A 26,364-nucleotide genomic window follows, 5' to 3' on the forward strand; every position below is an offset into this window, starting at 1 on the left:
GCGCCCGTAGCTCAGCAGGATAGAGCAATCGTTTCCTAAACGATGGGTCGGGGGTTCGAATCCCCCCGCGGCGCGCCATCGGTATAAACCGCGTCATTACCACGTTTGTCTACCGTTGATTGTGACGGAGGGCATACGTAAGGGCAACCGTTTACGGACGAATTTGACGTTAACTATAGCACGTAAAAAGCGGCCTCTTACGAACATTTCGTAGGAGGTTTTTTCGTTATGGACCCGCGTAAAGGACGGTCAATCGTAAGGAATCAACGAATAGTCGCGGAGGAATCACGGGCTGCGCTCGAATTGGACGCGGCATTCGATATTTTTTATAGCGCGAAGAAGGCGGAAGGTATACGCAAGAAATCGTTAGAGGACGAGTACGTTAATAACTGGCGCTTTTTCCGCGACTGGTTAGACGCTGAGCGGCCGCAGATCACGTCAGCTGACGAAATTACCGTGACGGTTATGCGCGACTTTATGAATTACGTTAGCACGCGGCCGAAGTATAGCGGCGTCCATAAGCGTGAACAAACAGATGTCACCGTATCACCTTATACAGTCGCGTACCGGATACGTACTTTACGTACGATATTCAATTTCTTATCAAATGAGCGCTTGATACCGGTTAATCCCGTTGCCAACTTAAAGGAGCAACGTTTTGACCGCGAAGAAAAAGAAACGTTTTCGGACGATGACGTCCGGCGATTACTAGCCACGCCGAATACGGAAACTTACGCCGGCTTCCGCGATCGGACGCTAATGATGACGCTGGCCGACTGCGGTCTGCGCATAAACGAGGCGGTACAGTTAACGACCGAATTTCTTGACATAAAGGGCCGCTGTTTGAATCTGCCCGCGTGGATGAACAAGAACCGCAAGCCGCGCGTCGTGCCGATATCGGCGGAATGTGCTCGCGAATTGTTGGCGTTGGTAACGGAGAATCGACGCTATTTCGATACGGACCATATTTTCGTTGCGAATTACGGTGAGCCACTTAAGGCCGACCATTTCCGTAAGCGTCTGAAACAGCACGCACTCAAAGCCGGCGTTGATAAAGAGCTCGCACATCCACACCAATTCCGTAGCTACTTCATCACAACTTTTCTACTTAACGGAGGCGACTTATTCACGCTACAACGTATAGTCGCGCACGCTAACATTGAAACAACGCGAGGCTACGCGAAGGTAAACGACGGTCACGCGGCGCAACAACATGCGCAATTTTCACCGTTAGCACGTCTCGGCCTGACACGCGTAGGCAAGCGCCGTTAAGACACCGCGGAATAAGACGTCATCATCGCGCGTCCTTATTCCGCTGTTTTATATCCGCCAGCACCTCCGTTATCGAACGCCCAACCCTCGCCACCTGCCGCCCCTTCTCCGCTTCATACCGCGCCCCGACCATCGGCAGCGCATCGGCAACGAACGGCGCTTCGTATTCGCCAGCCGCGTTCAGCCATACGCCGATATACTGAAACCGCTTCGTAGCCTCGAACGCGTGCTGAGCGTCGGCAAATGTACGGCCGAGATACGGCATTAACCGCTCGTACACGCCGGCGTTCGTATTCTTGAAAACGTGCCAATTCGCCGACGCCGCGAACATCATATCGACGAAGCCGCTGTAACGTTTGAACTGTGCGAAGTGGTGAAATATGATAACGGGCGCCAAACGGTATTTCGGTCCCTCCGATAACATCCGCTCCATGAAATGTACGAGGCCATCCGATAGAAATTGGTGCGGTTCGTTGAGCACTAGATACGTTCCGGCACCGCGGCCACCTAGCGCAATCTTCGCGAGAAACGTATTTAGTACGAGCCAATATGCGATGATCTGTACGGCGCGCTCCGATACTTTACCGGTCGGCACACGGAACAGTACGACTTTTCCTTCGCTGATCCACCGGAACAAATCTACGCGCTCATCCGGCGTCTGACAGAATAGCGGCCGCAGAAACTCGCTGTTCATAATCTGACCGATCCGCCGCGCAACCGGTGCGTACTTTTGCGCCTGCATGCCGTCGGACATCTTATCGTAGTCGCGCCATATATCGACGTCGAATAACGCCTCGTTACGTTTGATGGCCGCCGCCCTGTACGTTTTCGACGTAAACATATGCTTAATCGCGAGTATATCTCCGCCGGTCATCTTCGCAGCCTCACGTAAATAGTCCGCCGTCTGCAGGTGATCCGCGTCTCCATCCGCCAGCAAGAACGCCGTTATCTCTTCCGCTATCCGATCGGCTGCAATACGTTTATCCGTTAGATTACGCATCACGGAGTCGAGTCCGAGATAGACCGGATTCTCCGTATCACCGAGATCGATGTCGATTACGTCGGCTGTCGGTATATGGTCGCGTACAGCATCGCTCATGCCGCGATGTCCATTGCGCTCGTCGATGACGTCGATAATGACCGCGCCGATTCCGTGTTTACGTTTCGCCTCGACTACGAGGTTGATTACGTGCTGATCCTTGCCCATACGCGGCGACCCGTTAACGATGCGCGGTGTAAACAAGAAATCTACGTCCGCCGTCGGAATGTGAACGTTATGAACCGCGCCACGATCCGTGACAGTACCGGCGAGGATACCGCTGTCGTCAAGGAATACGCGCGGCATTTCCGTTTCGACACGCCGGTTCGCCGCAAGCACTCCGCTAAACTCCGCCTGCAATTCAGCCGTAGGAAGCTGCGTTAATTTGCCGAGCTCATCCACGCTCATTAGCGACGGGGTCCACTCGCGGCGGCTTCGTATATTAACGCGTACCGATTCGAGCCGGTTATCGCCCGCCAGCCCGCCGTATGCGCCCGCCATTGACCGCGCCAACATGCCGCGCTTGACCTCGTCGGCTGCCGTGACTGCGTACCGGATCGACGTTTTGAATACGGGCAGGTTGCGCTTGTTTTTCGTCATTGCGGAGAGATCGCCGTTGACCAAAAGCTCCGCGCGTTCCGGATTAAGAAACGTTGGCCGGTCCGGTTTGGGACGCGTGTTTGATCCGTGAAAGAACGTCTTTTCTACGCCAACCATTACGTCATCAATCAGCGTTCTGACTTCATAAAATACGTAGGCGCCGGCGTTAACTAAATCGCGGAGAAAGCGTAGCGGATCGAAGCCCGCACGGTACGGAACTCCGCCACGTTCCCACGTTTCCCAGGCGTAGTCGGCAATACGTTTCCACTTTCCGCGATCGACTGTTTCCTGGCGGATGAATAACGTAATCGATTCGTCCGCGGCCAATTCGTTTGTAACGCCGAGTAGATCGCGCACCGGCGTCTGTTGCTCGTTGTAACGAAAGTCTAGCGAAAACATATCGGCGCGGCGGTACTTGAGCGCGTACAGATCCGTGTTATCCGGCGCGACCAATTCAAAGTCATCCGCGACTTCTAGCGTAGACTTGCGCCATTGATCGTGATTGCGGAACTTCGTACGGAACGACTCCGCGAAATCGGCGGGCACTCTTACGTAATATTCGATTGAATCCGCGGCGAGCTTCGTTATCCAATAGAAATGCGCCACCGGTTGCGTTTTTACACTGAACAATTCGTACATGGCGCGTTGGAAGTTGCGTGACGCCGAGTTTAGTACGGTATGATGCGGAATGATGCGAAAGGTTACGTAATCATGCGCCAAATGACGCCGCCCCAAAACGTGATAAAGAGCCGACCTATCCACTTGTTACCGCCTCCTCCGCCAACTATCGGATTGACCATGAGGCCGACCGCACACGTTACGATGCCGAGCGTTATAATTTCGGCAGAGCACGCGTTAATTACGTCAACGAAACGCTCAAGGTACGTAAACAACGTGTCGGTCGCCGGTTTTACGATATACTCCGTTTCCTGTTCGATAAACCTATCCGCGAAGTCATTAATGCGGTCCATTACACTCGGCTCACCGTTAATTCGTATAATCACCGCAACCACCGCCTCACAACGTTTTCAACCAATTACGGATATCGAGCGCGTGCCGAACGATGATGTATCCGATGCTACCGCCCATAATAAACTCGATCGCCTTCGTGCGGTTGCCGAACATCCACGTTACGCCAGCGAATACAATTACGCCTGCACATAACCAATCCGCGATATTCAAAACAGTCGTAAATATCTCCGTCCATGTTGCGTCGCCTGGCGCAGTTGTGGCCGCGAATACCGACGTAGGCATCAGCGCTAAATGTACAGTGCTCGCCGTCTTTGCTACGATACTTACCGTTTGATTACGTTCGAGTGGTATCACTTCTCCGCGCATAAACCCATGCCAATCTAACGCTGCTGTGCGTGCCATACCGGATCATTCCCTCCGTATATTATCCGTTAAATTCGGGCATCCTACCGAAAAAGGAGGCGGTGTAACGTGTTCTTTCTAATCGGTCTCGCAGTCGGCGGCCTCATCGGTGCTGCTACATTTCTGTTCTAAAACTCCGCGGTTCTGCTCGCTCTCTGCGTTCATATGAGCGTACAGGACCGTTTTTACGTATCCGCTAAAGTTGTTCCCGGAGCGCTCCGTTACCCACTCGAATAGTCGGCGTTGCTGCGGATTGTTCGCGTTGAAGCTCACCGCTTTCCGTACGTACTGATCCATCCGAATCGCCTCCGTTCTTCCGTCTGCTATCGCGTTTCTTCTCAGGTTTGATACCGCCGCGCGATTTCAACTCCGCGATTAGTGTCTCGAGCGTATCGACAACGTTAAGCATTTCTTCCGTCACCTCATCGAACTCTGCGGCCATTTCCGCGTAATTTACGAGCATTCCACCGAGCGTTTTTACAGATACTTCCGACGCCATCTGTTTGAGTAGCGTTTTGTTCACCGGCCACCGCCTCCTTCGTAAAACGTTTGATGTTAGAGGTTACGCGGCACGGCTCGGTCAATATTCCGCAAAAATGCGGATAGATGGCGTATAGAATTTAATAGACTCGTCCAAACTCGTAGTATTACTGATAGTTACGGAGGGCTTCCGGATGAGTGGATTGGGAAAGAAACGCAGCAAATACGGGGAATACTTGGACGCGCGGAAGGTCGACCAAGAGAAGATACGCGCGATTACGGGGCTAGGAAAGGATACGTTAACGCGGGTTTGTAGTACGGATCATTTACCAAGCGGAACTACTATGCGGAAGTTAATCGAGGCAACACGGAGGGTGACCGGTGAGGACGTAAATACTAGCGACTTTTGGACGTTCTGAAACGCAAAAAAGAGCGACGTGGACAACGGAATTTTCTCCGTAATGTTCCACGTCGCTCTTTGCGCTACGGGCGAAGGCCCTACGCTACTCCCAGCGTATGCGGCCGGGCTCGTACATAATGCGTGTCCGTATTTATTTCGTAATCGTAACTGTACGCGTCACGCCGTCCCACGCAACGGACGCGCCAATAACCTCGGCGAGCGCGCGGACCGGTAAATTATCTACGTACGTAACGCCGTTTTCGAGACGTCCCTCCGCTAGCTTCTTACCGTTGACGATCACGGTTACTGCGTTAGTTGACGGAGTTGGCGCTACGACTTTACGTTTCAACGCAAATACCTCCGCCAATCCCTCAACGATAGCAGCCGCGCATTTCTTACGGTACGCGCCCGTCTTCAATAACGAAGCTTCCTCCGCGTTCGTCATAAAGCCCGCCTCGACTAATATCGCCGGCATCTTCGTTTTTGCGATTACGTAAAAGTCTTCGCGCTTTACTCCGCGATCCTTACGAGCGGTCTGCGCGATAAGCCGTTTCTGTACGGCCGCTGCCATCTTACCGGACGTTGCTGATGCGCCGTTCGACGTATACGTTTCGATACCTGCCGCGGTACTCCAACCGTCGCCGGCCGCATTTGCGTGTATCGATACGAATACATCCGCATTCCAATCGTTCGCTATCTTAACGCGGTCAGCCAGCGCGACGTCAACGGCGCCGGTATCGTCATGCGAAAATTTAACGGTTACGCCTTCGTATTCGGCGAGGGTGTCACGTACATAACGCGCGACCACGCTATTGAACGCAAACTCACGCATCGAATCGTCGGGACACCGTTTGCCCGCCGTTTGGAGACCGTGGCCGGCGTCGATTACGATCTTCATATTCGTCACCTTCGTTTCTTTCTTCTTCGCGATCAATGCGCAGCCCGTCGCGCGCTCATCAACGTTATTAACAATCGCACCGTCGACGTAGAGCATCGAAGAACCGCCACCGTCACCGTTAATCGCGTCAACACACGCCAGTTGATCGCGCATAACCGTTGCAAGTTCGGTAAGCGTTAACCCTACGTTCGCGACCGTTCGACCATCGGAAATAACAAACACGACGTCACCATTTGCGTGTATACCGATGGCCGTTCGTTGAGCGCGACCAGTTACGATATCGGCGCCTGTTTGGTCATTCGCGACTGACTCCGCAAATACAACCGCACCGTTACGCAATAGGGCCGGCGACCCTTGAACAGCGAAGTCTACTACGCGTCTTTCTGCGTCACCGATCGCGTATTTACCGCTGATTCCGTAAAACTCCGACCGCGCCGCTGTTTTGGGTATCTCCGTATTTGCTACGTTTCCGCTTACGACATTGTATCCGTAGAGAGCGCCAGCACCGAAAAACGGAAAGTTAATCGCGACGTCTGCGCCAGCTTCGCGTGCCAAAACGGACGGCTTCGCATTCGTACGTCCGACGGCGCTAATAACGTACTCAGCCGCGGGCAAGACTACGTATCGGATATCCGTGTTATACGCGCGAATCTTCGTAACCGTAGTCACTTTACGCCGCCTTTCTTCTTCAACACTTCGATTATATCGCGTAACTTATCCGGTAGTGGTACGCCGGCGCGGCCGAGATTTTCCGTTATCGATATGAGTTCATTCGCGATATAGAAATAGACCGCGGCCAGCATCGTAGCGTTGTCGAGTTCGAGCAAAATATCCGCGCGATGTGCGAGTAAAATTACGAGGATCATAAGGCCCTTTTTCGCCGCGCCAATGGAAGCAACCGCGCTATTAAGGCCGCGTCCTTCCGCGATCGATGCGTAGATGCCTGTAATAATATCCGCGCCAATTACGAATAAGAGAAACGTCAGCGATTCGTGCCAGCCGCCGAAAGCGGACGCAATAAAAGCGCCGACAACGCCGACGCCTCCGTTAACTATAAGTTGACCGTTCATATTACGTATCAGCTCCGTTCTTATGAAATCATTTGGATGAGGACCGTTTCGCGCGCGATTTCGTCAACCTTCGTCTCAACGAAATTATCGATGATTCCGTTGCCGATTTCGGTAGCGAGCGCAACGTCCATCGCCACGAATCCGGACTGCGACGGATCGTGCTTTTGTATTATCGTGAGCTTACCGCCGATGTAAACAAGAATGACTTCGCCGCCAACGGGTGCGTCCGCAAGAATCAGTTCCGGCGATATACCGTTAATTGCGGAGACCTTATCGTATAAAACCAACTCGTAATTCGCACGTTCAGATAGGCGATGAGCATCCCAATCAAATGCATTAATAAAATCTTGGCATTCCGTGAATGTGCGTGTTGAGCCGTACGTGTTCTTTGCTTCTCCGAATAACTGTAGTGCGTTTAACATATGTGTTCCTCCTCTAAGTGAATACATAGTTTGATGGTTGTGGGCTGGTACTGGACGAACTATACCCCATAGCTACAAACATCCTCTTTCCATCTTGACTTGTTCCACTCGCTGTATAGCTTCGACCCGATGGCATGCTTGTTAACGTAGTCCACGAATTAGTTAAAGGTGAATAACCTTCATTTAGACCAGTGGTGAGGGATGTGTTAACAGATGAAGTAGATCCGCCAGCGCATATCAACATACCGTTCATTGAGCCGGACGACCCGAGAAATCGCGCTGTAGTCATTGCTAATCCGTAGCTCCACGAATTACTAACAGGGTCAAAACACCCCGTACCAGCAGAGTTATTAGCGCCACCTGAGATGTACACTTTGCCATTAACAGTTTCGCCAAAAGAGTTAGTTCGAGACATGTCCATTGTAGCGACAGAAGTCCATGTATTTGTGCTAATATTGTACAATCGTGCCGCCGCTCCATCTAAACGAAACAGAGTATTGCTATTAATTGTAGTTAAAATATTGGCTGTACTTGCGAGGCCGGAGAGTGCAGTCCAAGAATTCGTGTTGTTGTTGTATTTTGAAAAGTAGGCGTTAGTGTTCCCAGCGTTTACATACACATCATCTCCAAAAGCAGTACCGCGACCCATTGAAAATGAATAAGTAAAATAGCCTGCGCCCGTGTCCCATGTCAATGTTATTGGGTTGTATCGCCTATGGAGGTTTGATGGCGAACTGTCAGCCTCCCCACCGACAACGTGAATGTACTGGTTAGACCAAGCCCCAGCAGCTCTTACTCTTCCGGAAGGAACAGCGGTCCATGTTTCCCACGCGTTACTAAAGTACGTAATGAACGCTACCCACGCTGAGCCAGTCCAGACCCTACCAATACGCTGTACCCACCCCGAACTCTCCCGAACGTTAATTGCTTTTGGTAACGCCCAAGCGGAAGAATTCTTTCCTCTAATTTGAGGCATTCGCTTCGCCTCCTAGACACTCATATCGATCCATATATCACCTACAGCCGGACTCGAAGGCGCAGTCGTAGATACCGTAACTTTATTCGTAATCTTATCCGCCACTGCCGCGTTAGCAAATGCCGTTGACGCAGCTTGCGTCGTATTCGTACCGACGACCGCAGTAGGAACGGTCGGTGTCCCCGTCAATGCCGGCGAAGCTAACGGTGCTTTCGCGCCAAGCTGCGTCTGAACGGCGCTTGTCACACCGTCAAGATAGCCGAGTTCCGTTGACGATACGTTTCCGATATTGGTCGTACTCGGCAGCGTAACAGTTCCGGTAAACGTCGGCGATGCACTCGGCGCTTTTAGTCCGAGCGCGGTAATAATCGCGGCAATCGTCATTGACGGCAGCGTATACCAGTTCGCCGTTCCCATTACGCCTTTAATTACGTTTGCCAGCTTCGACCACAAGCGCGTAGGTGTATCCGCACCGGCCGCTGCCGTTATCGTATCGTCAATCGTGCGCGTACCAATCACTGTATCGGTTGCGCTATTTGCCGTGCCTGCACCGGTTGCTATACCGTCGAGCTTCGTTATTTTCGTGTCGAGCAAATCGGCGTTTACGTTAAGATTCGCGATTGTTGCGTTATCGGACGCCTCTACTTTCTTTATTCCGCTAGGCAGCGTAATCATTTATGGTCCCTCCCACGTTTCTAAATCTCCGAACGTCAAACTCGCCAGCGCGCCGTAAGCGACGCCGTAGTTCTCGAGCTGACCAAACGTTATATAAGTAAACACATATTCAACCGCAAGGTGAGCCGGTAACACATCGCGTATCGCAGTTTCCAAATCCGATAGATTCGCGGGAACTCCGAGCGTGGAAACGAACGTAATCGTCACCGTGTAAGTCGCGTTATTCTCCGTCACTGTTACGTCGCCATTCGCGTATGCCTCCGCAACCGACTCAATAAGCGCCGGCGTAACCGTACCTACTCCGCGGAGCTTCGATTTGATGACCGCGCGCCGCTGTTCAATCGGTTTCGCTTCGTCTACGGTTACGCCGAATATACGCTCCCAACGGGAAAGCCCCCACGTTGCCGTTTCAATAAACATTTGCGCAAGTACGTCGTATATATCCGCGTTGAGTTTTGCAATCTCAGCGGCTTCACGGTCGATTACGTTAGTCGCGATCGGAATATCTCCGTAGTATCGCGGCAGATAATCGTTCATTTCGCGCTGAATTTCCGTTTCGGTGCGCATTACGTTGCCACCACCGTTCCAAGTACCGCAACTGATCCGTCCGCAATGACTACGTTGCCCGTCCCGCTATTTACGGTGAGCGACGCGTAATCGACTACGCCTGGCACGTCTAGTATGACGTTAGCGATTCGCGCGTACCTTACTGTCGCGTCCGTAAAGGCGAGCGTCTTCAAATACTCCCGCACTCCGGCTTCGATTCCCGTTTTGACTGCCGGTAAGGTTGCGCCCGAACCGAGCGTAACGTCTACACTAACGTTAATCGCGACTTCCGTTGCGGCCGCCACCGTTACCGTCGCGCCAATTGGACACACACTACTGATATACGTCGCTGCTGCCGTAACAACCGCGCTGTCCGGCGCCGTCTTATCCGCGTCTAGTAATACGACTTTAACCGTGCCCGCGCCTGCCCATATCGGATACACCTTCGCGTCAGATACGCCAGCCACCTCGAGCGCCCATTGGCGGTATTGTGCCGCGTTGCCGGACGTTGCTGGCCGCCGTGCCCGTTCGAGGACGCGCGCTCTCAGTTCGTCATCCGTTTCAGCGTCCGTACCGCCGACGAAGTTAAACGCGTTCGCAACAGTAACGACGCCGACTAGATCGCCAACGACCGTATTGGCCGCGCCGATTCCAACGTTGCCGGACGCGCCGGCTTCGGAAGCTTCGGCCGCAACCGTGATCGATCCGCCGCTAATCGTACCGGCCGTCGTCGTTACGAAATATACCGTATCCGCGCCGGTTGTCGATGCGCGCGTACCGATAGGAATAACCGTACCGTTTGCACCGCTGAACGTTAGCGCTCCGATAGATTTCGTAGCCGCCTTGCGTGTGACACCGTACTCTGACGCGGCCGAATCGAGGTAAACGCCGTATGTCGTATCGACAAAGCCGAAGTTGAGCACGTTGTCGAGTTCGATGAACGCGAGCCCTATTTCGATCGATGCCGGCGAAAGTAAATCGTAGGTGGGCGCTCCTTGCCGCTTGTCAATATCGGCCGGACTTGCGTCGAGCATCCGCTGCAGAATCGATGCTTTGGTTTGTGCTTCGTACATTAAACCGTCACCTCCTCCTTAATTGTTCCGCCGCCGACCGAGCCGACATCGAACGTAATAAAACAAGCGTCGGCGCTCCTTGTAATGACGAAGTTTCCGACGCTTGTTATGCGGTCATCATATATGAGTGCTTCGCGTATCATGCGCACAATTTCCGCATCGAATAGCGCGTTGTTAACGTTTTGACCAATTAGCGTATCGATCTCGTTGCCGTATTGATTATCGTAGATGAGATACGTTGTGCGCGCGGTCAGTAGCGCTTTACGTATAAATTGCCGGAGTGCATCGTCGCCATCTACCGTTGAGCGCAGGCCCGTCGTAAACAAATCGTACGTACGGCTAGGCTCGGTAATAACTTCCGCATCTATTACGCGGCCGGCCTCCGGTGCTAATGGACTAAGCGCCATCTATAACGCCTCCTTTGATCCGACGCGGTCGAGGATTACGTAAGTCTGACCGTTGTCTATCTGCGCCACGATAACGCGAGCGCCGACGGTCAACACGGACTTTAGCGTTAATGTCGTATCAGCGCCGGATAACGTAACTGGCCGCGTGTGTTCCGTTAGGTGCTCCGCGATGATACAATCGTCCGCGTCGAGTTCGATTTTCATACCATCGATGAGCAACTGGAAGTTTGGCGCGGCTGCCGTTACTGTTCCGAGGTCAATCTGCGTATCCGTATTCGCACCGACACGTTTTATAAGGCTGCGTAATTTCGACGCCGGGCTACCTTCGTCTACCAGTTCAGCCAATACTTCCAATCCTCCTCTGATCCGCTCTTCTTCTCCACGGGTTCGGCCGGCGGCACGTACTCCAGCGTAGGTAAATCGTCCGTAGCCGATAGCGTTAGTGACATCGTATGCACACCGTTACTGTACGTATGAGTGTCCGCGGATACGTAATAGCTGCCGACAATTCCCGTTATCTCATCGTAGACATAAACGGAAACGCCAGCGTACGTATCGTCATAGCCAAGCGCCGTTATGCTTGCCTCATCGTCGATTACGTTGAGATCACGAAGTAGTTGATTCGCGAGCTGCCGAACCTCTGCCGCCGTTGCTTCGGAATCCGCGGACTCTAAGTGCTGCATAAGTCCGTAACGTTGCGCGGAGTAGCCGTCATTTGCTGCCGCAATAATAGGCGCGTCATCCGTACCGCCGATAACGCGGACCTGATTACGTAACTCCTCGATTGACTGCGAATAAGACGCCGTATGGACGTTCGTCTTGCTCTCGAGTAGATACGTTGCTTTACGCGCCTTACGTTCTGTTAAGTATAAGCGGCCTTCCTTCGCGTCAATAAAATAGCGGCGACCCGTCTTCTTCTTCGTTTCGGTCAACGCGGTCACGAACATATTCCACAACGTCATGTCACGCAGAATAAGCTTCGGAATGACGTGCTTCGTATCGGTAATCTCGCCGACAGCTACGTCAAATTCCGTACATAGCTTACGTATAATCTGCGACGCGGTCATATTCGTAAACTTTCGCGTGTCCGTATTTTTCGTCAGATACACGTTCTCATCGTAGGCCGATAGCGTCATGCTTCCGTCTTGCGCGATCTCCCTGCGGAAGATGATGCCGCGGAATAACTCGGCGCCCTCGGAATAGAAGCGCAGCTCTCGGCCTACTTCAAAATTGAGTAAGCGCGTACGTCCATCGTTCGTATTCGTTAAGGATACGGTTAACGTACGATAAGCCTGCGTGATATCTCCGGACCATTCTACGCTTTGGACAATTTCCTCAACGTAATATTCACCGTTATACAAAACGCGTATATTCATCGCGGAATCACCAACCGTTGACCGGGCCGTATAAGATTCGGATTAGCGCCGATAACCGCCTTATTCGCGTTATAAATCGTCCGCCACTTATCGCCGTCTCCGTATTGACGCGCCGCAATCTTCCATAGCGAATCGCCGGAAACTACGGTATAGTTCGTGCTCTTCGCTGATGTGTCCGGGCGTGAATCCGTAACGGAGGATATCGCGGTCTTATCGGTTTTATACGTCAACGTCCGATAACTAACAAATACGTACTCCTTTAGGTCGATCTCGTAATAGATATCGCCAGGACTACCGCCGCGCTCCGGTTCGTAATTAAACGTGCGAATCGTTACCGCAACGTTAATCGGCGTGCCGGTCACCGTCAGTCGTATCGGATTGCCTGACCGTTGCCAGCGTTCGATTGTTTTAACGCAGTCCCACGGAGCCGGCAGCGGAGTGTACGCGCAATAGGACGGATCGTAATCGCGCGGGAAAAACGACGAAAACGAAAACTCCGATAGTTGACGTTTTCCGATTACGGTATACTCGCCGAGTTGAGCCGCATTAAGGTCCGTATAGCCGTGCGTGTTAGCGATGCGTATATTCGGCGGGCTCACCGGAAGCTGCAAACGTTCAGCTCCATTATTATATGAAAGGTGAAACTCGATCGGATTCGCCATTAATACGCGCCTCCCATGGCATTGTCTGCTCCGTTAATGAGGCGGTAAAGTTCGTCGGCGATGCGGTTAATGTCCGATTCCTCGCGCACAATGAACGTATTGCCCGATACGTTGACGCCCCCGCTTGCACCACCGGAATTGCGGTATTGGCGAGCTTCGCCACGCGGGAGTACCGTTTCATCACGGTGGAGCATCGCCGGCATCGTTTTAGGTACGCGGGAAATGCCTCCGGACTTTTTCGGTAACCTATTAAAGTCCACATAACCACCGTTCGGAGCTCCTGCAAACGTCGTAGGCCTCTCTTGTGGCGCGTTAGGGTCGTCCTTTTTACCGATGTCTATCCCTATTGAACTCCAAAACTCTTTCGTTCCTTTGCCGGACATTATTTCTTGAACGTCGAAAATCCACCCTAGCGATTTACTCTCTCGCATTCCATCTATTACGCCGGACATCAGCCCCCGACCGAGATCGAGCCCAATGTTCGTTATTGTTGGAACGGAGTTTTCAAGTGAGGCGAGTAAGGTGCTTGTGATGTTATCAGAAATGGCAATAAAGGTTTTTTCCCCGCCACTTGACCACCAACTATCGAACACTGATTTAATATCGGCAGCAACAACTTTTACTTTGTCCGCAAAGTTCAGTGCCATAAATTCATCATTCTCAAGGTAGTTCGTGTTTATAAATGTGCGGAGTTTATCCATACTTTTCTTCATAGTAGCTTCGATTTGCGGCGAGTATTTCTCAACCATATTCGCAGCGGCTGTAGCGAAATCCTTAATAATTGGCATCGTCGGAAGTAACGCGGATATCTGCAGAGTTTCGATCGCGCCTTTAAACTGCTCAACCGCTCCGGCTGCGTTATCCATCTTCTTCTTCGCAACGTCTAGTGCGGTCACCTTCGACATTTCCTTACGGAACTCTTTAACACCTTCCGCGCCTTCGAGATACATGATGTTCCCCGCGCGTACTGCGTCAGAACCGAAAATCATTTCCAACGTAAAAGACCGCTGTTCATTCGTTAAGTGTTTAAGAGACTTCTGCAACGTACCTGCGATGTCTTCCATTGATTTGATATTTCCGGCCGCATCGTAAAACGCGTTCGAACCGTCTGCCGTCATGAGGCCAAGTTTGCGGAATAGCTTAATCTGATCCTTCGTAGTCGGCTGCAGATTCGATAGCATCGTTTTCAGCGATGTACCTGCGTCTGACCCTTTAATTCCGTTATTCGCGAATAAGCCGAGCGCGATGTTCGTATCTTCAAACGTCACGCCAACGCCTGCTGCTACGGCAGACACCGAAGCGAGCGCGTACCGTAAGTCCTCGACGCCAGTAGCGGACGCGTTCGCTGTTCCAGCGAGTATGTTCGATGCTTGTGCCGCGCTAATACCGTCTTTCTTATACGCGTTCAGTGCTGTCGACATGATCTCCGCGGCTGCTGCGAGTTCGAGCCCGCCTGCCGTAGCAAGGTTAAGCGCCGCTTCTAATCCGCCAGCTTGTACGGCCGCCGGCGTTAATCCCGCCTTTAAGAGTTCTTCGATACCTTGCGCAGCTTCTAACGCGTTATATTTCGTAGATGCGCCCATCTTAAGTGCGAGCGTCTGCATCTTCGCCATTTCGTCAGCGGTAGCGCCCGTTAGTGCTGCGATAGTCGACATTTGTGATTCGAAGCTCATCGCTTTTTTTATCGAACTTGTAGCGACTGCAACTCCGGTCATACCCGCAGTTAGCGCCGCCATTGCCGCGCCGACGCCGGTCATTTTTGCGCCAAAACCGACTAGACTCGACGTTGCATTCCGTAGTGGACGCGACATGTTATCGATTAACTTAAGATGCGCGACTAAATCAAACGCCATTATTTCGCTCTCCTTTCCGCTGCCTTACGTTCCTTCTCTTCCTGCGCGAGTTGGTGCGCCATCGATTCGTAGGCAAACCGTTTATGTTTCGCGTCCCATCCGTAGACGACGTGTGGCGGTATGTGATGACGTTGAAAAATAACGTGCAGCAAATACGCCTCGTCGTCCGTTTTTAGGAGTTTGGGAAGTCTACGTCGTCCTCGCCGAATCCGCTGATCTCCATAATGACCGCGTTAATCTTCGCAATCTCACCGGCTAGTAGCGCCTTCCTTACGCAGTCAATCGCATCTTCTGCTTCGTAATGATCGATAAGCGTACGGTCAGCAAAGTTAGGCTCAACGCACGCCTTCGCAATCAATGCCGCGCCGAGTTTGTGTTCGTGAACTTGCTTGCCGGCTTTACCGTTGCCAAACGTACATTCAGCCGTAGCGCGTTCGATTGCCTCGCTGTCGATCGCCTTAACCGTAAAGTTGACGCCCAATCGCTTAACCGGAACGTCCTTTGTCACGTTCTTATTTGCGCTTAATAGCGCCTGCAATGCGTTAGATTTCGTACTCATATCGTTAACCGCTCCCTTATTCGCGTTTATTTTCGAAATAAAAAACGGAGCAGCCGAAGCCACTCCGTAGGTCGTTAGTTGTTGCGCAGTTTATCCATGATTTGATAGCCGGTGAAGGTGAATGGAAACTCCAACTCCGCTATCGATCCCACTTCCGAATTGATTAGCGGAATTGAATCGAACGTTACGCCTTTGAGACGTACGCGATAGGTGCCGCCATTGTCCGGATCGGAAATCGAATATATCAATTCCGTAACTAGCGCGGACTTACCGTCTTCTGCGCCTTGTCCGATTTTTTCGATCAACTCAGACGTTACGAGATACCCCGTAAAGTCGCCACTGCCGGAAATGCCTGTTACTTTCTTACCGATCCAGCGCGTGCCTGGGATGAGAACGTCTTCCTTTTCGAAGTCGATCGAAGCATTAACCGCGGTTACATTCGTGAGCCAGTTGCCGTCGGCATCGAATAGCTTACCGAATCGGCCGCTCATAATTTTGTTCGGGTCCATCGTCATTTATTCAGCTTCCTTTCCGTGCGCGATAAGCGCTCCTTATACGTTAATCGTGAAGAAAATGCGTTCCATACTGTCGGTCTCAACGTACGATACCGCGAGAAACACTTTATCGCCGCTTGGCGGATAATTCGGATCGAGCGTTACAATTGGCGCTTCGAGAACGCTGTTTTGCGCGAGCGTTTCGAGGTATTTCGTTACCGCCGCGATAAGCGTCGCGCGACCGTCAGCGTTGTTCTGCAGCTTACCGATGTATGATTCGGACGCGGTCTCGGCGATGTCCGTAGCAATCGCCTGGCGTGCGCGGATTGAACGGATTTTCGCGCCGGACGTCGTGATCCCTTGCTCGACTTTAACGCGGCGTCCATCGTTCGTAAGTACGAGCGAGCCCGCCTGTAGCGCCGTATTCGTCTGCGCATTTGTCAGACGCTTCGTAACATCGGTCGCATTCGTAGCCGCATACGTAATCGACTCGTTGATGGCCGTGCCCGCGATAAGACCGGCAATAAACGGTGCGTATTCGCTGGACGAGTACGGCGTGCTGCCGACGATGCCACCGTTAATCAAGTTAACGATATAGTCGTCGTCGTTTAATGTTGTCCGCGTATTGCCGGCCGCTGGATCAGCGTCAGTTGTCGCGTCGCCTCCGATAACAAGCGTGAAATGCTTGCCGTCCGTACGGTTACCGATGACCCACGTTTTCAGTGCGGCATGTTGCGTCGTATCGTAGTCAAACGCGACGAATACGTTGAAGAACTGCGTATCGAAACCGGTACGCATTGCCGTATAATCCGCAGCGTCCGGAGTTGCCGGCAGTGTGTACGCAATTACGCGACTTGCTCCTCCTTGGAACGCGAGTGTAATCGGGCCGATATTAGCAGTGCCGAATAGCGTAGTGGCCACGTCCGCCGTTTCTACTTCGTAATATTTCTCCGCGGTTGCCGTCCCGCTATATGTTTCGAGTGCCAACGCAACAACGCCGCGTTCGCCTCCGGTGATTGCCGCTACTGCCGCCTGGACAAAGTTAATGTAAATGCCCGGCCGATCAGGTAGAGACGTAGGATTCCATGTGCCTCCGCTCAATGTGACGCCTCCTTATAAATTCGTGGTTACCTCGCCAATCAGCGGCGAAGTTTCTTGCGTGCGCCCCTCGCGGACAGCGGTTTCCAACACACCAATGCACGCGTAGAGACCGTTGTCCGTTTCGAATGGCGCGGAAAAAGAAAACGCCCCAATACGGATAAACCGCGTCGAGGCGTTGATTGGTATTTGTTCGGTTTGGTATATCGCGCGGCTCAATTCGTCCATTCGCGTTAATACGTCCGCCGGCTGAGCTCCGTAATAAATGACTTGGTACGTTCGATCGACGCGCATAGTCAGATACGTTTCCGACACGCGGCTGTCTGTTTGCATGCGTATAACGAACGTATCGGCAACGGGCTTCTTCGGCGGCGTCTGCTTATACGTTGTCGACGGATAGAGTCCGCGGATAAACGTCTCTATCGACTGCAGCTCGTTAACGACCACGGAATCCCCTCCGTCTCAGCGTATTCTGTATCTCGCGTTCGATGGCGGCTGCCCACTTCGCTCCGTTCTCCTCGAGCGGTACGTCGATAAAGCGCGGTATCGTGCCGGGCGTCGACGGTTTGGCGAACGAGTCACCGTGCTTCTGCGGAAATACATCGTGGATATATGCCGCGTAATCAAAGCGCCGACCACCGTTTGACTCGACGGCCGTTGCCGTAATCTGACCGGTCAGCGTTTCGTTGCCGCGCGAAATAAGTTCCGCTTTAATGCCGCGCCGAAGCGTGCCGAATTTGAGCGGTGCCAAGTCGGTTGACTCGCGTTTCCACTCATCAAGCACGTCGTAGATTCCGTTTTTACTACCTTCGTCGATCGCTTGTTCCAGCCGCCGATTGTAACCGCGGAAGAACGTACCAAGTACGCGTTGGCCGAGCGATCTGCGCCCGCCGATGTCTACGTCAATTCGATTAGACGACATTAAACGTACACCTCCGTTACGATTGCAAGGCCCGACAGCATACGTTTAGGCGCGATAGATAGCGGCTTTCTCTTGACTGTCACGTCTAATTCGTTCGTATACGTTATTACGTCGTCATACGATACATCCGCTAATTTATCGAGCAAAATACGTAGGCTTGTCACCGCCTCTTCGCCGGCTGCGTTCGTTACAATTTTCGTTTCCTCGGTTACGCGCGCCTTTAACGTAATTTCTTCGCCCGGCGTCGGCTTTGCCCATCCGTCGAGTTCGGCCGCTTTCGTAACGGTAATCGTCTGCTTTAACGGTACAATTGCCACGTTACATCACCGTCCATTTCGCGGCACGCTTTGAAAGTTTGACGCCATTTTCTGCGCCAATAAGATCGAGCGCTACCTGCGGAATGAACTGCGCTGGATCAACGTCGGGCCCCGTAACGACGCCGTCTTTGAATCCGAACGATGCCGTACCGGTCAGCGCGAATTGGTTAACGCCTTGGCGCGCGAGTTTGTTCGTATCGTTAAACGCCGTTGCGAGTACGTTAGCAAATTCGTATGTCGCTGCGTCAGGTATCGTATACTTCGGATATTTACGGCTTAGCGTACGTTCTGCGACGTTCAACAATCGTAGTTTATTCGCGTCGTCCGCGTCCGTCCAATCCTCGATTACGATACAATACTGCGTGATATACGCTTCTGCGCCTCCGATATTTACCGCCATATTGCGCCCTCCTCCGGTTTATTTGGCGGAGGATTTACGCGGTGCTGGCGCTTTAGGTGCAGCCGGCTTATCTGCGGATTCCTCCGGTTGTTCGTCAGTGATTTCGTCAAGCACAACCTCGTCAATGGACTCCTCTACACGCGCAGCGTCGGTCAACGCGTCAAGAACCGCAATCTCTGCGTCAGACTCCGTAACATAACTACCGGCAGTAAATTTTCGCAATTCGTCCTTTACGTAGAAGCCGAGTTCGGGAAATCTAGATTGATACGTTGCCATTTCTAACCTCCGTATTTAAACGCCCGATACCGTTGAGCAGCGGGCGTTATTTTGTGAAACTGATTACGCCAAGTTTTTGATGCGTGCATGTGCTTTCTCTTGACGGAACTCAAGCGTATATTCACCGACGATGATTCCAGTTGTGCTATCGCCTTTTTCGCCCATATATTTGTGGAAGAATTCACGACCTGCTAGTGGACGGATTGCCGTACGGTTGATGTCCGCGATAATCAATTCTTTCGAATCAAGATTGTTGTTCAGTACGATTTCGAATTGACCGAAATCGGAAACGAACATATCTACCTTTTGACCACGGCTGTTTTCCGCTTGCGTAATTGTGATCTTGTTAGAATCTAGCGCGGAGATAGCACGTTTTTGCTTAGCCGGGACCATTATCTTAAAGTTTCCGCCGGAAGCAAAGCCGCCTTTCTCATAAATCGCTTGAAGGGAATCATTCAATTTTGTACCGTCAACCGCAGCATTAGCGGCATCTGTCACGTTAGTTTGGATAAACGCGCGAATACCTTTCATTTGACGAACCTGCCCGTTTTGGTAACCGATGCCGTTAATCAACGCTTTTTCGAGAGACAGCGCGAGCTCGATTTGTTTCTTTTGTTTCTCGTACTCGTAGAGGTCGCTAATACCGTATTGCGTTACGGCTTCTGCTGTTCCGGAAATCTCAATCGAGTCATCGAAGATTTGCGTGTAGTTAGATTGTGGCGTGCGCGCTTTGAAACGGGCCGAACGTGCGTCAGCGCCTTCCGTACCTTCTACGAATTGAACTTCGATTTTCGCTTGGTCAGCGATAGCAGCAGCCGTAGTGCCTGCGTACCCACGCGTAACAGTCAGTGTTTTAGTCCCAGCATTAACTGCAGAAACGTACAGAAGCTCGTCGCCAATTTTCACTACTTGACCAGTACGGAATGGTTCGGCGTCAACTACGACAACCGACGTATCCGATACGAGCTTGGCTCCATTTACCTTCGACTCATCACCGTAAATTTCGTCTTCGAACCATTGGTGCGATGTTTGAGTAACTGCTTCGCTAAACCCAATCAAGTTCAATAGCGGAGTTTGGTGTGGGTTAAGTCGAATAACCTCGTCAACGATAGAATATTTCTTGCCGATCATGTCTGTAGTGTAAATTTTAGTCAAAGTAATTCCCCCTGAAATATAATTTGGACAAACAAAAAAGACAGCCTACTTAAAGCTGCCTTCACTAAACTTTTATTTACTTTTCAAGCTCGCGTTTTAATTGAGCATAGGCTACACGGTCTTCGAGTTTCTGTGAAATCTGCATTTTTTCTGCAGCTTCCGCAAGCAATTGTTCCTTCGTCTTATCCGGTTTCGGATCGCCACCGCTCGGACCGCCGATATTGCGCGGAGTTGGCTTCGTTGTTTCCGCCAAGTACGGTTTCGCCGCGACTAGCGCTTTAATCGCGTCATCCAATCCGGCCACGTCACCGTCGTCATTCACGCTAACCGACGCCAAGTCGGCGAGTTTGTATGCGTCATCCAGCGCATCGGCACGAATACCTGCGTCCTTCGCCAGCAATCGGAATTCCGTACGGATAATACGTTGATTCGCTGCGGTAGCCGCCTTCGTTGCTGCTTCGGATGCTTCCGTCGCTTTGCGTTCGGCTTCGTCCTTGGCCGCCTGCAATCGTTCTTGTTCCGTCATCGCCGCGGCTTTTCGAGCGTCCTCTTCCGTTTTAAGTCGGTCGCGTTCCGCCTTAACATCGTCGTAGTCCGCGTACTTCTTACGTTCGCGTGCGAGACGTTCCGCAATCTTCGCGTCAAACTCTTCCTGCGTCAGCTCGAGTTTCTTCGGCGGCTCCGGCGTTGGCTCCGGATCAGGCGTCGGATCAGGCTCGGCGAACATTTGCAAATTGAGTTTATGGCGATAATCGCGTTTAATTACGTTTGTCATTCGTGTACCTCCACCGTTTAAAGGCCGTCGCCTATCGTTTACTACTTCCGTCAGTTTAAGGACGTATCGTAGGTCCTCGGACTAGACTCCGCTAAGATTGATCGTTATTTTACCGGAAAGCACCGTCGATACATTGCCGGTTGCGTCCGTTACTTCCGCTTCGTGATAATAAGTTCCGGACAATGCCGCAGTATCTTCGGGCTCTAGCGCGATCACGAATTTACCCTCGTCAGCTAACGTGATGCCGTCCGTTGTATCTTTGTAAACGTCAGGCTCCGCGTTGTATATCGATTTCTTTGCGGCCCATTTTACGGTAGAGCCCGTAAGGTCGACACCGGCCACCGTAACAGTGACGCTCTTCGTGTCACCTGCGAACATTTCGAAGTTTTGGTTCTTTGCCGCCATCTATACTTCACCTCGCAATGCAACGTCTAGGACGCGTGATCCGAGTAGATACACGTTCAACTCGCGGTTACCTTTTAGCGCGATTGTTCCGATTATCGCCGGTACATTCGGTTGCTCAGCATTAAGCGTCTCTGCCGTCAGTACTACGTCATACAAGCGTGCGCTAACGTTTCTACCAACGTTCTCCGCGACTCCGACCGTTTCCACGACTGCCTTGCTCAACGTTTTTCTTAACGTGTCGGTCAGCGTGAGTGAGTCCGCGATTAATACGGCCTTACCGCCCGTTACGTTAATCACGTCATTTGTCGCGAGGATATCCGCTAGTTTCCGTTGTATTTCTTCGCGTTCGGACTCCGCTGTTATGACCGCGTCGGACTTGTTCAGCGTTAGCGCCTTACGTAAAGTATCCGTGATTACGACCGAGTCACTTACGTTGATTGCCTTGCTGCGTTTTGATGCGACCGAGTCCGTAGCGGTAACTGTGTCCGCTAGTTTCTTCGCTGCGTGCTCGGACTCCGTCTCTGATGCGTTAACAACGTCAATTACCGCGACTGATAACCGTTTACTTTTCGTATCCGACGTCGATATGATGTCGGACAATGACTTCGTGTGCGCGACGCCCGAACTTACGAGGCCGACCGCTGTACCGATCGAATAGTTATCCGCTATTTCGGTATCCGTTAACGCGCGACTATACTGCCGCAGAAAGGCGATGTGCCCGACGAAATTCCCTCCGCCATCGTCCGTTCCGAGTATAAGTTCGCCGGAAAACCCCGTAGTGTCTTGTGTGACCGTAAAGTTGCTGTGGAAAACGCCGTTAACGTAGAGCGCCTGTGTAGTTGCGTTGACTCTACGTATCGCTATGAAAACCATCGTGTTCAGCGGAACGGTATAGGACGTCAGATTCTGCGTGACGCCGTCATACACGCGTAGCACTTCGGCGGAGTTCAAACTTATTGCGCGAAGTTCTGCGCCATCACGGTAAGCGAATATCAAGTAGTTCGAAATCGTAGAGTCCGGCATTTTGAACGCAAACTCCAACGTATACGAGGACGGAATAGGAATCCATTTTGGCTCAATTGTTGCCCGAGTAGTCCCATTAAAGTAATAACCGTCAGCTTGTACGGCGCCGTTATCTACGACCAAATTGTAGCCATTAGGGCCTAAGTCCTGCCACGCAGTTGGAGTAGCCCCTTGTTTGCCGTTGTAGTAAAAAACGAGACTGTCTAAGACAATCGTGGAAGCCGCCATCCGTTATCACCTCTAGCTCACCGTTACTTGCCACGTAATCTGCAACGAATCGGCAGCGGCCGTTAACGCTACGGCGCCCGTTAGTTGATGCGCGAATAGTGTACCGCTAGTTGCCGCGCTAAAGAGGCCGGCTTCCTGTACGGTCACGCCCGTTAGTCCTGTAAGCGTAGCAACGTATTGAATCACGTTACCGCTCGGATTGGATCGCGTAACAGCAACGCGCGCATAGCCACCTCCGGATAATTCCGTTCCTAGTGCGGTATCGCCTACCGCTACTGCAGTCGTTGAGCTGCCGAATCCAATGTGCGTTACAAGCGATGTCCCCGCGCTTGCTGAATTAAGCAACGTAGCTAGTGCGTTTTTGCCGACCGTTGTAATGATGTTGTCGCGTTCGCCGCGTTCGACTACTACGCCGTCACGTACGAGTTCCCACGCGATGCGTCCGGTCACTTTTAAACCTTCGTTCATTCTGCGTCACCCTTTCGTTATTTTTGGGCATAAAAATAGCGCCTCCGTTTAGGAAGCGCCTTAACCAAAACTAGTTTTCACAGGGAATATTCCACTTTGCCGACACTCTTCGAGCCTTTTGAGCGCTCTGAATAGGTAGAACTCGTTGGTGTAAATGCCGGGTACGTCTTCCAATACTTCATATTCTCCATTTGCTTTGTTTAAGCGGAGTCGACCAAGGAACTCATCGTTTGGACCATAACCGTACTCAACATAGTCCTCAGTTTCCGTTTTCTTGTATAACAACACACACACAGACATTTCATCAACTCCTTCTCGCAGCAGCTTTTAGTTCTTCAATTCGAAGATTCCAGTCATAGAGTTTATTTGCTTCTTTATGACCTTCCTCGTAATGAGCATTATGTTTAATCATGTAGTTAGATTCGTACAGCTCATGATTTAGAAGCAGTAAATCAACATCATAATGAATACCTTTTGTTAATCGCTGCCAGGCTTGTGTAATTTCATAGTCAGGGTGAAACCGCTCAAACCTACCGTCTTCGCGCGTATGTCGCTTACGAAAGACGTGCTCTTTTACTTGTTGAATGTCCTTCCGGTCCCAGTTAACGTGATTAGCGATTGAATCTACGTCTTTATCGTCGCTATTCGCTATTTCTTCGTGTAACTGTGTCGCGATCTTATCTAATCGATCGTATTCAGCAACGCGTTTAGGGTCCGAAGGTTTGTAGTTAGTTCGTCCGCCGGTATCTTCTATACCAGGATTACGCACCGGACTGATAACGTGTCGACAATTCGGATGAAATATCTCGCGCCGCGGCAAATCGCCGATAAACGGATACGGCCCGTCAGCATCGCGGACTAACTTAACGATACGTCCTTCCCAACGTCCACACGCGTCTTTCGCACCATGCTTCGATATTACACCATAGCGTACGCCTCTCGCAAGAGATTCGTTAATAGTGGCGTCAATTTGCGTCTTCATTGCGCGAGTTCTCGTCACCATATCGACGTACGTCTCGACTTTCCAGCGCCGTCCAGCCGCGTCGACGATCGCGTTATCCGCTGCCGCACCGAGCTCCTTACGTATATTAGCGATTGTATCCGCGTTTATCGTGCGCCGCCCGTTGATGCCTGCCGCCATATTCGCACGCATCGCATCCGCAACCGCCCGCCGTATGGCCGCTTTCGTTCGCCGATCGATATTCTGCGTAACCGCGAGTAAATCCGCGTAAGTATCTTCGGACGTAGACGATATCAGCTCGCTATTGGCGCGGTTAACCGGCGGCTCTTCGTTCTTCTTGCCGAGGCCGAGCGCGTTCAATGCACGGGATACGCCGTTCTTCGCCGCCTTCGGAATGACGCGGTCGACCCAACTACTCGCCTTCCCCGTTAACGACTTGAGGATACCGCCGATTTTCTTCGTAGCTGCGTTAGCGCCGCGTCGGTCTAACGGCATCTGTTCGAGCTCGCGTTTAATATCGTCTACCGCTCCGCCGAATGCGCCCGTTATATCCTTTACGTCGTCCTCGTAGCTCATTCGCTAAGAACTCCGCTATCGACCGTGCCGTTAACGCGTGTATCATCGTCGGCAATGCGCGCCATGATTTCGTCAGCTTGTGCGTCGTCTAGTCCGTCGAGTCGTTTAATCGAAGACTTAACGTCGATTGTCGCTTGGCCGCCGGTCCGGATTTGGTACACTTCGGCTTCCGCCTTCTCGTCGCGCGGTATACCGTCACGCCACGTAATTTTCGGGTAGACCGCTTCGTACGGCTCGTAACCCGCGACCCCTTCGTTGGCGACATTCTCGAGCTGCATCGCAGTCCATAGCGCGTCTCTCACGGCGCAATCAACGTGGTTACGGATTCGCGTCACCTTCGTCAATATCGGCATAAAGCGCGCTTTGATTGCGCCGCCGTCCGTATGTGACGTGCCCGTTCCGCCGACATCCGTAGAGAGCGTTGTGCCGAATAGCCATTGTGGCGTTTCCGACATTTGATACAAGATACCGAGTAGGATATCGAGCTCCTTAAACGCGGACGTCAACTGGCCTTCCCAAACCATATAGCCTGGCGAAGCGTCATCCTTTGTTACCGGAATATACTTGCCGCCCCAACGGACGCCTGCGCTGTCTTCGTCCTCTGCGATGTCAGGCCCGTAGGCAATCGGGTCTGAATGTTTGTAGAGGATATAGTCGATCTGTACGAGGCGGTCGTTAATCGCGGCCAATACGGACTCGACTTTCTCAACGCCGCTGATACCGCGCCAATCGTCATCGGTCGTTTTGTACGGGATGTGATGAACGAGTAGCTGCGGAAGCTTGGTCGGCGTAATATCCGAATCGCGACCAGTCGGCACGCGTTTGCCAATTAAAAACGTCAGCAGCGGATATCCGTACTCCGTAACTACTCCGCTCTCCGTCGTTTCATAGCGCTCATACACGATATAACCAGGTACGTGGCGCTCAACGTTAAGGTACGGTACATCGTGCGTCTTGCTGCGTGTAAGCGCGGATTCTATGATACCGTTCGGCTCCTCGACCCACTCGATCCACGCGATATTAATAGCCGCGAATTTCTTACGTGACCCACGCGATAGTTCCGGAAATACTAGCGCCGCATCTACCGCTTCAATAATCGGTTCGGCTGGCGCGGGCGGTAATGTAATCCCGTCATAGTTCCGCATCAACTCTTCCGTCTCGCTAACGTCTGCTCGCGGTCCGTAATACGTCTTTAAGAACGAGTCGCCGCGGTAGCCTGCGCCTATTACCGTTTCGTGTATCGTCTGCAGGAGATCGTTTTCCTCTACGATCGAGTTGAGACGCGCCTGCTCGTCACTATCGCCGGCCTTACCGCTCTCAAACGTAGGCGGTTCCGCGACCATCAAATCAGCCGGCTTCGTGAGCAGAACGTCGATCAAGTTGACCGCGATAAACAGCGTATTAAGCTGTGGTTCATGCGGCGTTCCGCGCAAGAGTTCGGCAGCACGGTCGTAAATCTCCGCTTGCTTGCCGTTAAAGATTGTCTTGCCGCGGTGATACTTCGAGATACGTTCGATGTCGGCGGCCGGTGGGTACTGCGCGCCGGTCGTAAATAGCTTCGTCAATTATGCGCCCTCCTTTCGT

32 protein-coding genes and 1 tRNA gene are annotated in these 26,364 nt (G+C 52.0%); 3 read left to right on the top strand and 30 right to left on the bottom strand.

Going from position 1 to position 26,364, the window contains the following annotated elements; genetic code table 11:
* Both V8F51_RS20575 and V8F51_RS20580 read left to right on the top strand, forming a co-directional pair.
* Positions 1–78, top strand: a tRNA-Arg gene (locus V8F51_RS20575).
* A 150-nt stretch (positions 79–228) separates the two neighbouring features.
* Positions 229–1,272 carry a tyrosine-type recombinase/integrase gene (locus V8F51_RS20580; RefSeq protein WP_337102305.1) on the top strand — a complete coding sequence of 348 codons (1,044 nt, stop codon included), beginning with the start codon at positions 229–231 and terminating at the stop codon, positions 1,270–1,272.
* A 22-nt stretch (positions 1,273–1,294) separates the two neighbouring features.
* Here the strand turns inward: V8F51_RS20580 and V8F51_RS20585 are convergent, their stop codons facing one another.
* From V8F51_RS20585 to V8F51_RS20600, 4 genes are all read right to left on the bottom strand, one after another.
* Complete coding sequence (locus V8F51_RS20585; RefSeq protein WP_337102306.1) at positions 1,295–3,673, bottom strand: hypothetical protein; 2,379 nt, start codon at positions 3,671–3,673, stop codon at positions 1,295–1,297.
* On the bottom strand, positions 3,613–3,915 hold the full coding sequence (locus V8F51_RS20590) for a hypothetical protein (RefSeq protein WP_337102307.1): 303 nt from the start codon (positions 3,913–3,915) through the stop codon (positions 3,613–3,615). Before V8F51_RS20590 ends, V8F51_RS20585 begins: the two co-directional genes overlap by 61 nt.
* A 13-nt stretch (positions 3,916–3,928) precedes the next feature.
* A complete protein-coding gene (locus tag V8F51_RS20595) occupies positions 3,929–4,285 on the bottom strand; it encodes a TrbC/VirB2 family protein (RefSeq protein WP_337102309.1) in 357 nt (118 codons plus the stop codon).
* A gap of 196 nt (positions 4,286–4,481) precedes the next feature.
* On the bottom strand, positions 4,482–4,808 hold the full coding sequence (locus tag V8F51_RS20600; protein ID WP_337102310.1) for a hypothetical protein: 327 nt from the start codon (positions 4,806–4,808) through the stop codon (positions 4,482–4,484).
* 151 nt (positions 4,809–4,959) lie between these two features.
* On the opposite strand from V8F51_RS20600, the gene V8F51_RS20605 reads away from it, so the two are divergent.
* The gene (locus V8F51_RS20605; RefSeq protein WP_337102311.1) at positions 4,960–5,184 is read left to right on the top strand and encodes a hypothetical protein; all 225 of its coding nucleotides are present in this window, start codon (positions 4,960–4,962) and stop codon (positions 5,182–5,184) included.
* Positions 5,185–5,316: 132 nt separating this feature from the next.
* Here the strand turns inward: V8F51_RS20605 and V8F51_RS20610 are convergent, their stop codons facing one another.
* The 26 genes from V8F51_RS20610 to V8F51_RS20735 all read right to left on the bottom strand — a co-directional run bounded on the left by V8F51_RS20610 (position 5,317) and on the right by V8F51_RS20735 (position 26,345).
* Positions 5,317–6,732 (bottom strand): N-acetylmuramoyl-L-alanine amidase, encoded by a 1,416-nt coding sequence (locus V8F51_RS20610; protein ID WP_337102312.1) that lies wholly within the window; start codon positions 6,730–6,732, stop codon positions 5,317–5,319.
* Entirely contained in the window at positions 6,729–7,133 is a 405-nt protein-coding gene (locus tag V8F51_RS20615) for a phage holin family protein (RefSeq protein WP_337102313.1), read from the bottom strand. The genes V8F51_RS20610 and V8F51_RS20615 overlap by 4 nt, the downstream gene beginning before the upstream one ends.
* 20 nt (positions 7,134–7,153) lie before the next feature.
* Complete coding sequence (locus V8F51_RS20620; protein ID WP_337102314.1) at positions 7,154–7,555, bottom strand: hypothetical protein; 402 nt, start codon at positions 7,553–7,555, stop codon at positions 7,154–7,156.
* 988 nt (positions 7,556–8,543) lie between these two features.
* Positions 8,544–9,206 (bottom strand): hypothetical protein, encoded by a 663-nt coding sequence (locus tag V8F51_RS20625; protein WP_337102315.1) that lies wholly within the window; start codon positions 9,204–9,206, stop codon positions 8,544–8,546.
* The gene (locus V8F51_RS20630; RefSeq protein WP_337102316.1) at positions 9,207–9,773 is read right to left on the bottom strand and encodes a YmfQ family protein; all 567 of its coding nucleotides are present in this window, start codon (positions 9,771–9,773) and stop codon (positions 9,207–9,209) included.
* Positions 9,773–10,825 carry a baseplate J/gp47 family protein gene (locus V8F51_RS20635; protein WP_337102318.1) on the bottom strand — a complete coding sequence of 351 codons (1,053 nt, stop codon included), beginning with the start codon at positions 10,823–10,825 and terminating at the stop codon, positions 9,773–9,775. Before V8F51_RS20635 ends, V8F51_RS20630 begins: the two co-directional genes overlap by 1 nt.
* Positions 10,825–11,232, bottom strand: coding sequence for a DUF2634 domain-containing protein (locus V8F51_RS20640; protein ID WP_337102319.1), 408 nt, complete (start codon positions 11,230–11,232; stop codon positions 10,825–10,827). Before V8F51_RS20640 ends, V8F51_RS20635 begins: the two co-directional genes overlap by 1 nt.
* Positions 11,233–11,577: a DUF2577 family protein gene (locus V8F51_RS20645; RefSeq protein WP_337102321.1), complete on the bottom strand. Its 345-nt coding sequence runs from the start codon at positions 11,575–11,577 to the stop codon at positions 11,233–11,235.
* A complete protein-coding gene (locus V8F51_RS20650) occupies positions 11,562–12,608 on the bottom strand; it encodes an XkdQ/YqbQ family protein (RefSeq protein ID WP_337102323.1) in 1,047 nt (348 codons plus the stop codon). Before V8F51_RS20650 ends, V8F51_RS20645 begins: the two co-directional genes overlap by 16 nt.
* Positions 12,605–13,270: a LysM peptidoglycan-binding domain-containing protein gene (locus tag V8F51_RS20655; protein WP_337102325.1), complete on the bottom strand. Its 666-nt coding sequence runs from the start codon at positions 13,268–13,270 to the stop codon at positions 12,605–12,607. The genes V8F51_RS20650 and V8F51_RS20655 overlap by 4 nt, the downstream gene beginning before the upstream one ends.
* A complete protein-coding gene (locus V8F51_RS20660; protein ID WP_337102326.1) occupies positions 13,270–15,123 on the bottom strand; it encodes a phage tail tape measure protein in 1,854 nt (617 codons plus the stop codon). The genes V8F51_RS20655 and V8F51_RS20660 overlap by 1 nt, the downstream gene beginning before the upstream one ends.
* A gap of 172 nt (positions 15,124–15,295) precedes the next feature.
* The gene (locus V8F51_RS20665) at positions 15,296–15,682 is read right to left on the bottom strand and encodes a phage tail assembly chaperone (protein ID WP_337102327.1); all 387 of its coding nucleotides are present in this window, start codon (positions 15,680–15,682) and stop codon (positions 15,296–15,298) included.
* A gap of 74 nt (positions 15,683–15,756) precedes the next feature.
* Positions 15,757–16,191 carry a phage tail tube protein gene (locus V8F51_RS20670; RefSeq protein WP_337102328.1) on the bottom strand — a complete coding sequence of 145 codons (435 nt, stop codon included), beginning with the start codon at positions 16,189–16,191 and terminating at the stop codon, positions 15,757–15,759.
* 42 nt (positions 16,192–16,233) lie between these two features.
* The gene (locus V8F51_RS20675; RefSeq protein WP_337102330.1) at positions 16,234–17,277 is read right to left on the bottom strand and encodes a phage tail sheath subtilisin-like domain-containing protein; all 1,044 of its coding nucleotides are present in this window, start codon (positions 17,275–17,277) and stop codon (positions 16,234–16,236) included.
* 12 nt (positions 17,278–17,289) lie between these two features.
* A complete protein-coding gene (locus V8F51_RS20680) occupies positions 17,290–17,721 on the bottom strand; it encodes a hypothetical protein (RefSeq protein ID WP_337102332.1) in 432 nt (143 codons plus the stop codon).
* A complete protein-coding gene (locus V8F51_RS20685) occupies positions 17,711–18,196 on the bottom strand; it encodes an HK97 gp10 family phage protein (RefSeq protein ID WP_337102333.1) in 486 nt (161 codons plus the stop codon). The genes V8F51_RS20680 and V8F51_RS20685 overlap by 11 nt, the downstream gene beginning before the upstream one ends.
* Positions 18,196–18,513, bottom strand: coding sequence for a hypothetical protein (locus V8F51_RS20690; RefSeq protein ID WP_337102334.1), 318 nt, complete (start codon positions 18,511–18,513; stop codon positions 18,196–18,198). Before V8F51_RS20690 ends, V8F51_RS20685 begins: the two co-directional genes overlap by 1 nt.
* Before the next feature lies 1 nt (position 18,514).
* A complete protein-coding gene (locus V8F51_RS20695) occupies positions 18,515–18,913 on the bottom strand; it encodes a hypothetical protein (protein ID WP_337102335.1) in 399 nt (132 codons plus the stop codon).
* An 18-nt stretch (positions 18,914–18,931) separates the two neighbouring features.
* The gene (locus tag V8F51_RS20700) at positions 18,932–19,189 is read right to left on the bottom strand and encodes a hypothetical protein (RefSeq protein WP_337102336.1); all 258 of its coding nucleotides are present in this window, start codon (positions 19,187–19,189) and stop codon (positions 18,932–18,934) included.
* 63 nt (positions 19,190–19,252) lie between these two features.
* A complete protein-coding gene (locus V8F51_RS20705; RefSeq protein ID WP_337102338.1) occupies positions 19,253–20,344 on the bottom strand; it encodes an SU10 major capsid protein in 1,092 nt (363 codons plus the stop codon).
* Positions 20,345–20,420: 76 nt separating this feature from the next.
* The gene (locus V8F51_RS20710) at positions 20,421–21,119 is read right to left on the bottom strand and encodes a phage scaffolding protein (protein ID WP_337102339.1); all 699 of its coding nucleotides are present in this window, start codon (positions 21,117–21,119) and stop codon (positions 20,421–20,423) included.
* Positions 21,120–21,200: 81 nt separating this feature from the next.
* Complete coding sequence (locus V8F51_RS20715; RefSeq protein WP_337102340.1) at positions 21,201–21,524, bottom strand: hypothetical protein; 324 nt, start codon at positions 21,522–21,524, stop codon at positions 21,201–21,203.
* Positions 21,525–22,775, bottom strand: coding sequence for a LamG domain-containing protein (locus tag V8F51_RS20720; RefSeq protein ID WP_337102341.1), 1,251 nt, complete (start codon positions 22,773–22,775; stop codon positions 21,525–21,527).
* A gap of 12 nt (positions 22,776–22,787) precedes the next feature.
* Positions 22,788–23,243: a hypothetical protein gene (locus tag V8F51_RS20725; protein ID WP_337102343.1), complete on the bottom strand. Its 456-nt coding sequence runs from the start codon at positions 23,241–23,243 to the stop codon at positions 22,788–22,790.
* 304 nt (positions 23,244–23,547) lie between these two features.
* Positions 23,548–24,780, bottom strand: coding sequence for a phage minor capsid protein (locus tag V8F51_RS20730; protein WP_337102344.1), 1,233 nt, complete (start codon positions 24,778–24,780; stop codon positions 23,548–23,550).
* Positions 24,777–26,345: a portal protein gene (locus tag V8F51_RS20735; RefSeq protein ID WP_337102345.1), complete on the bottom strand. Its 1,569-nt coding sequence runs from the start codon at positions 26,343–26,345 to the stop codon at positions 24,777–24,779. The genes V8F51_RS20730 and V8F51_RS20735 overlap by 4 nt, the downstream gene beginning before the upstream one ends.
* Positions 26,346–26,364: the final 19 nt, after the last annotated feature.

Source organism: Paenibacillus sp. YIM B09110 (assembly GCF_037167145.1).
Lineage (GTDB): Bacteria > Bacillota > Bacilli > Paenibacillales > Paenibacillaceae > Pristimantibacillus.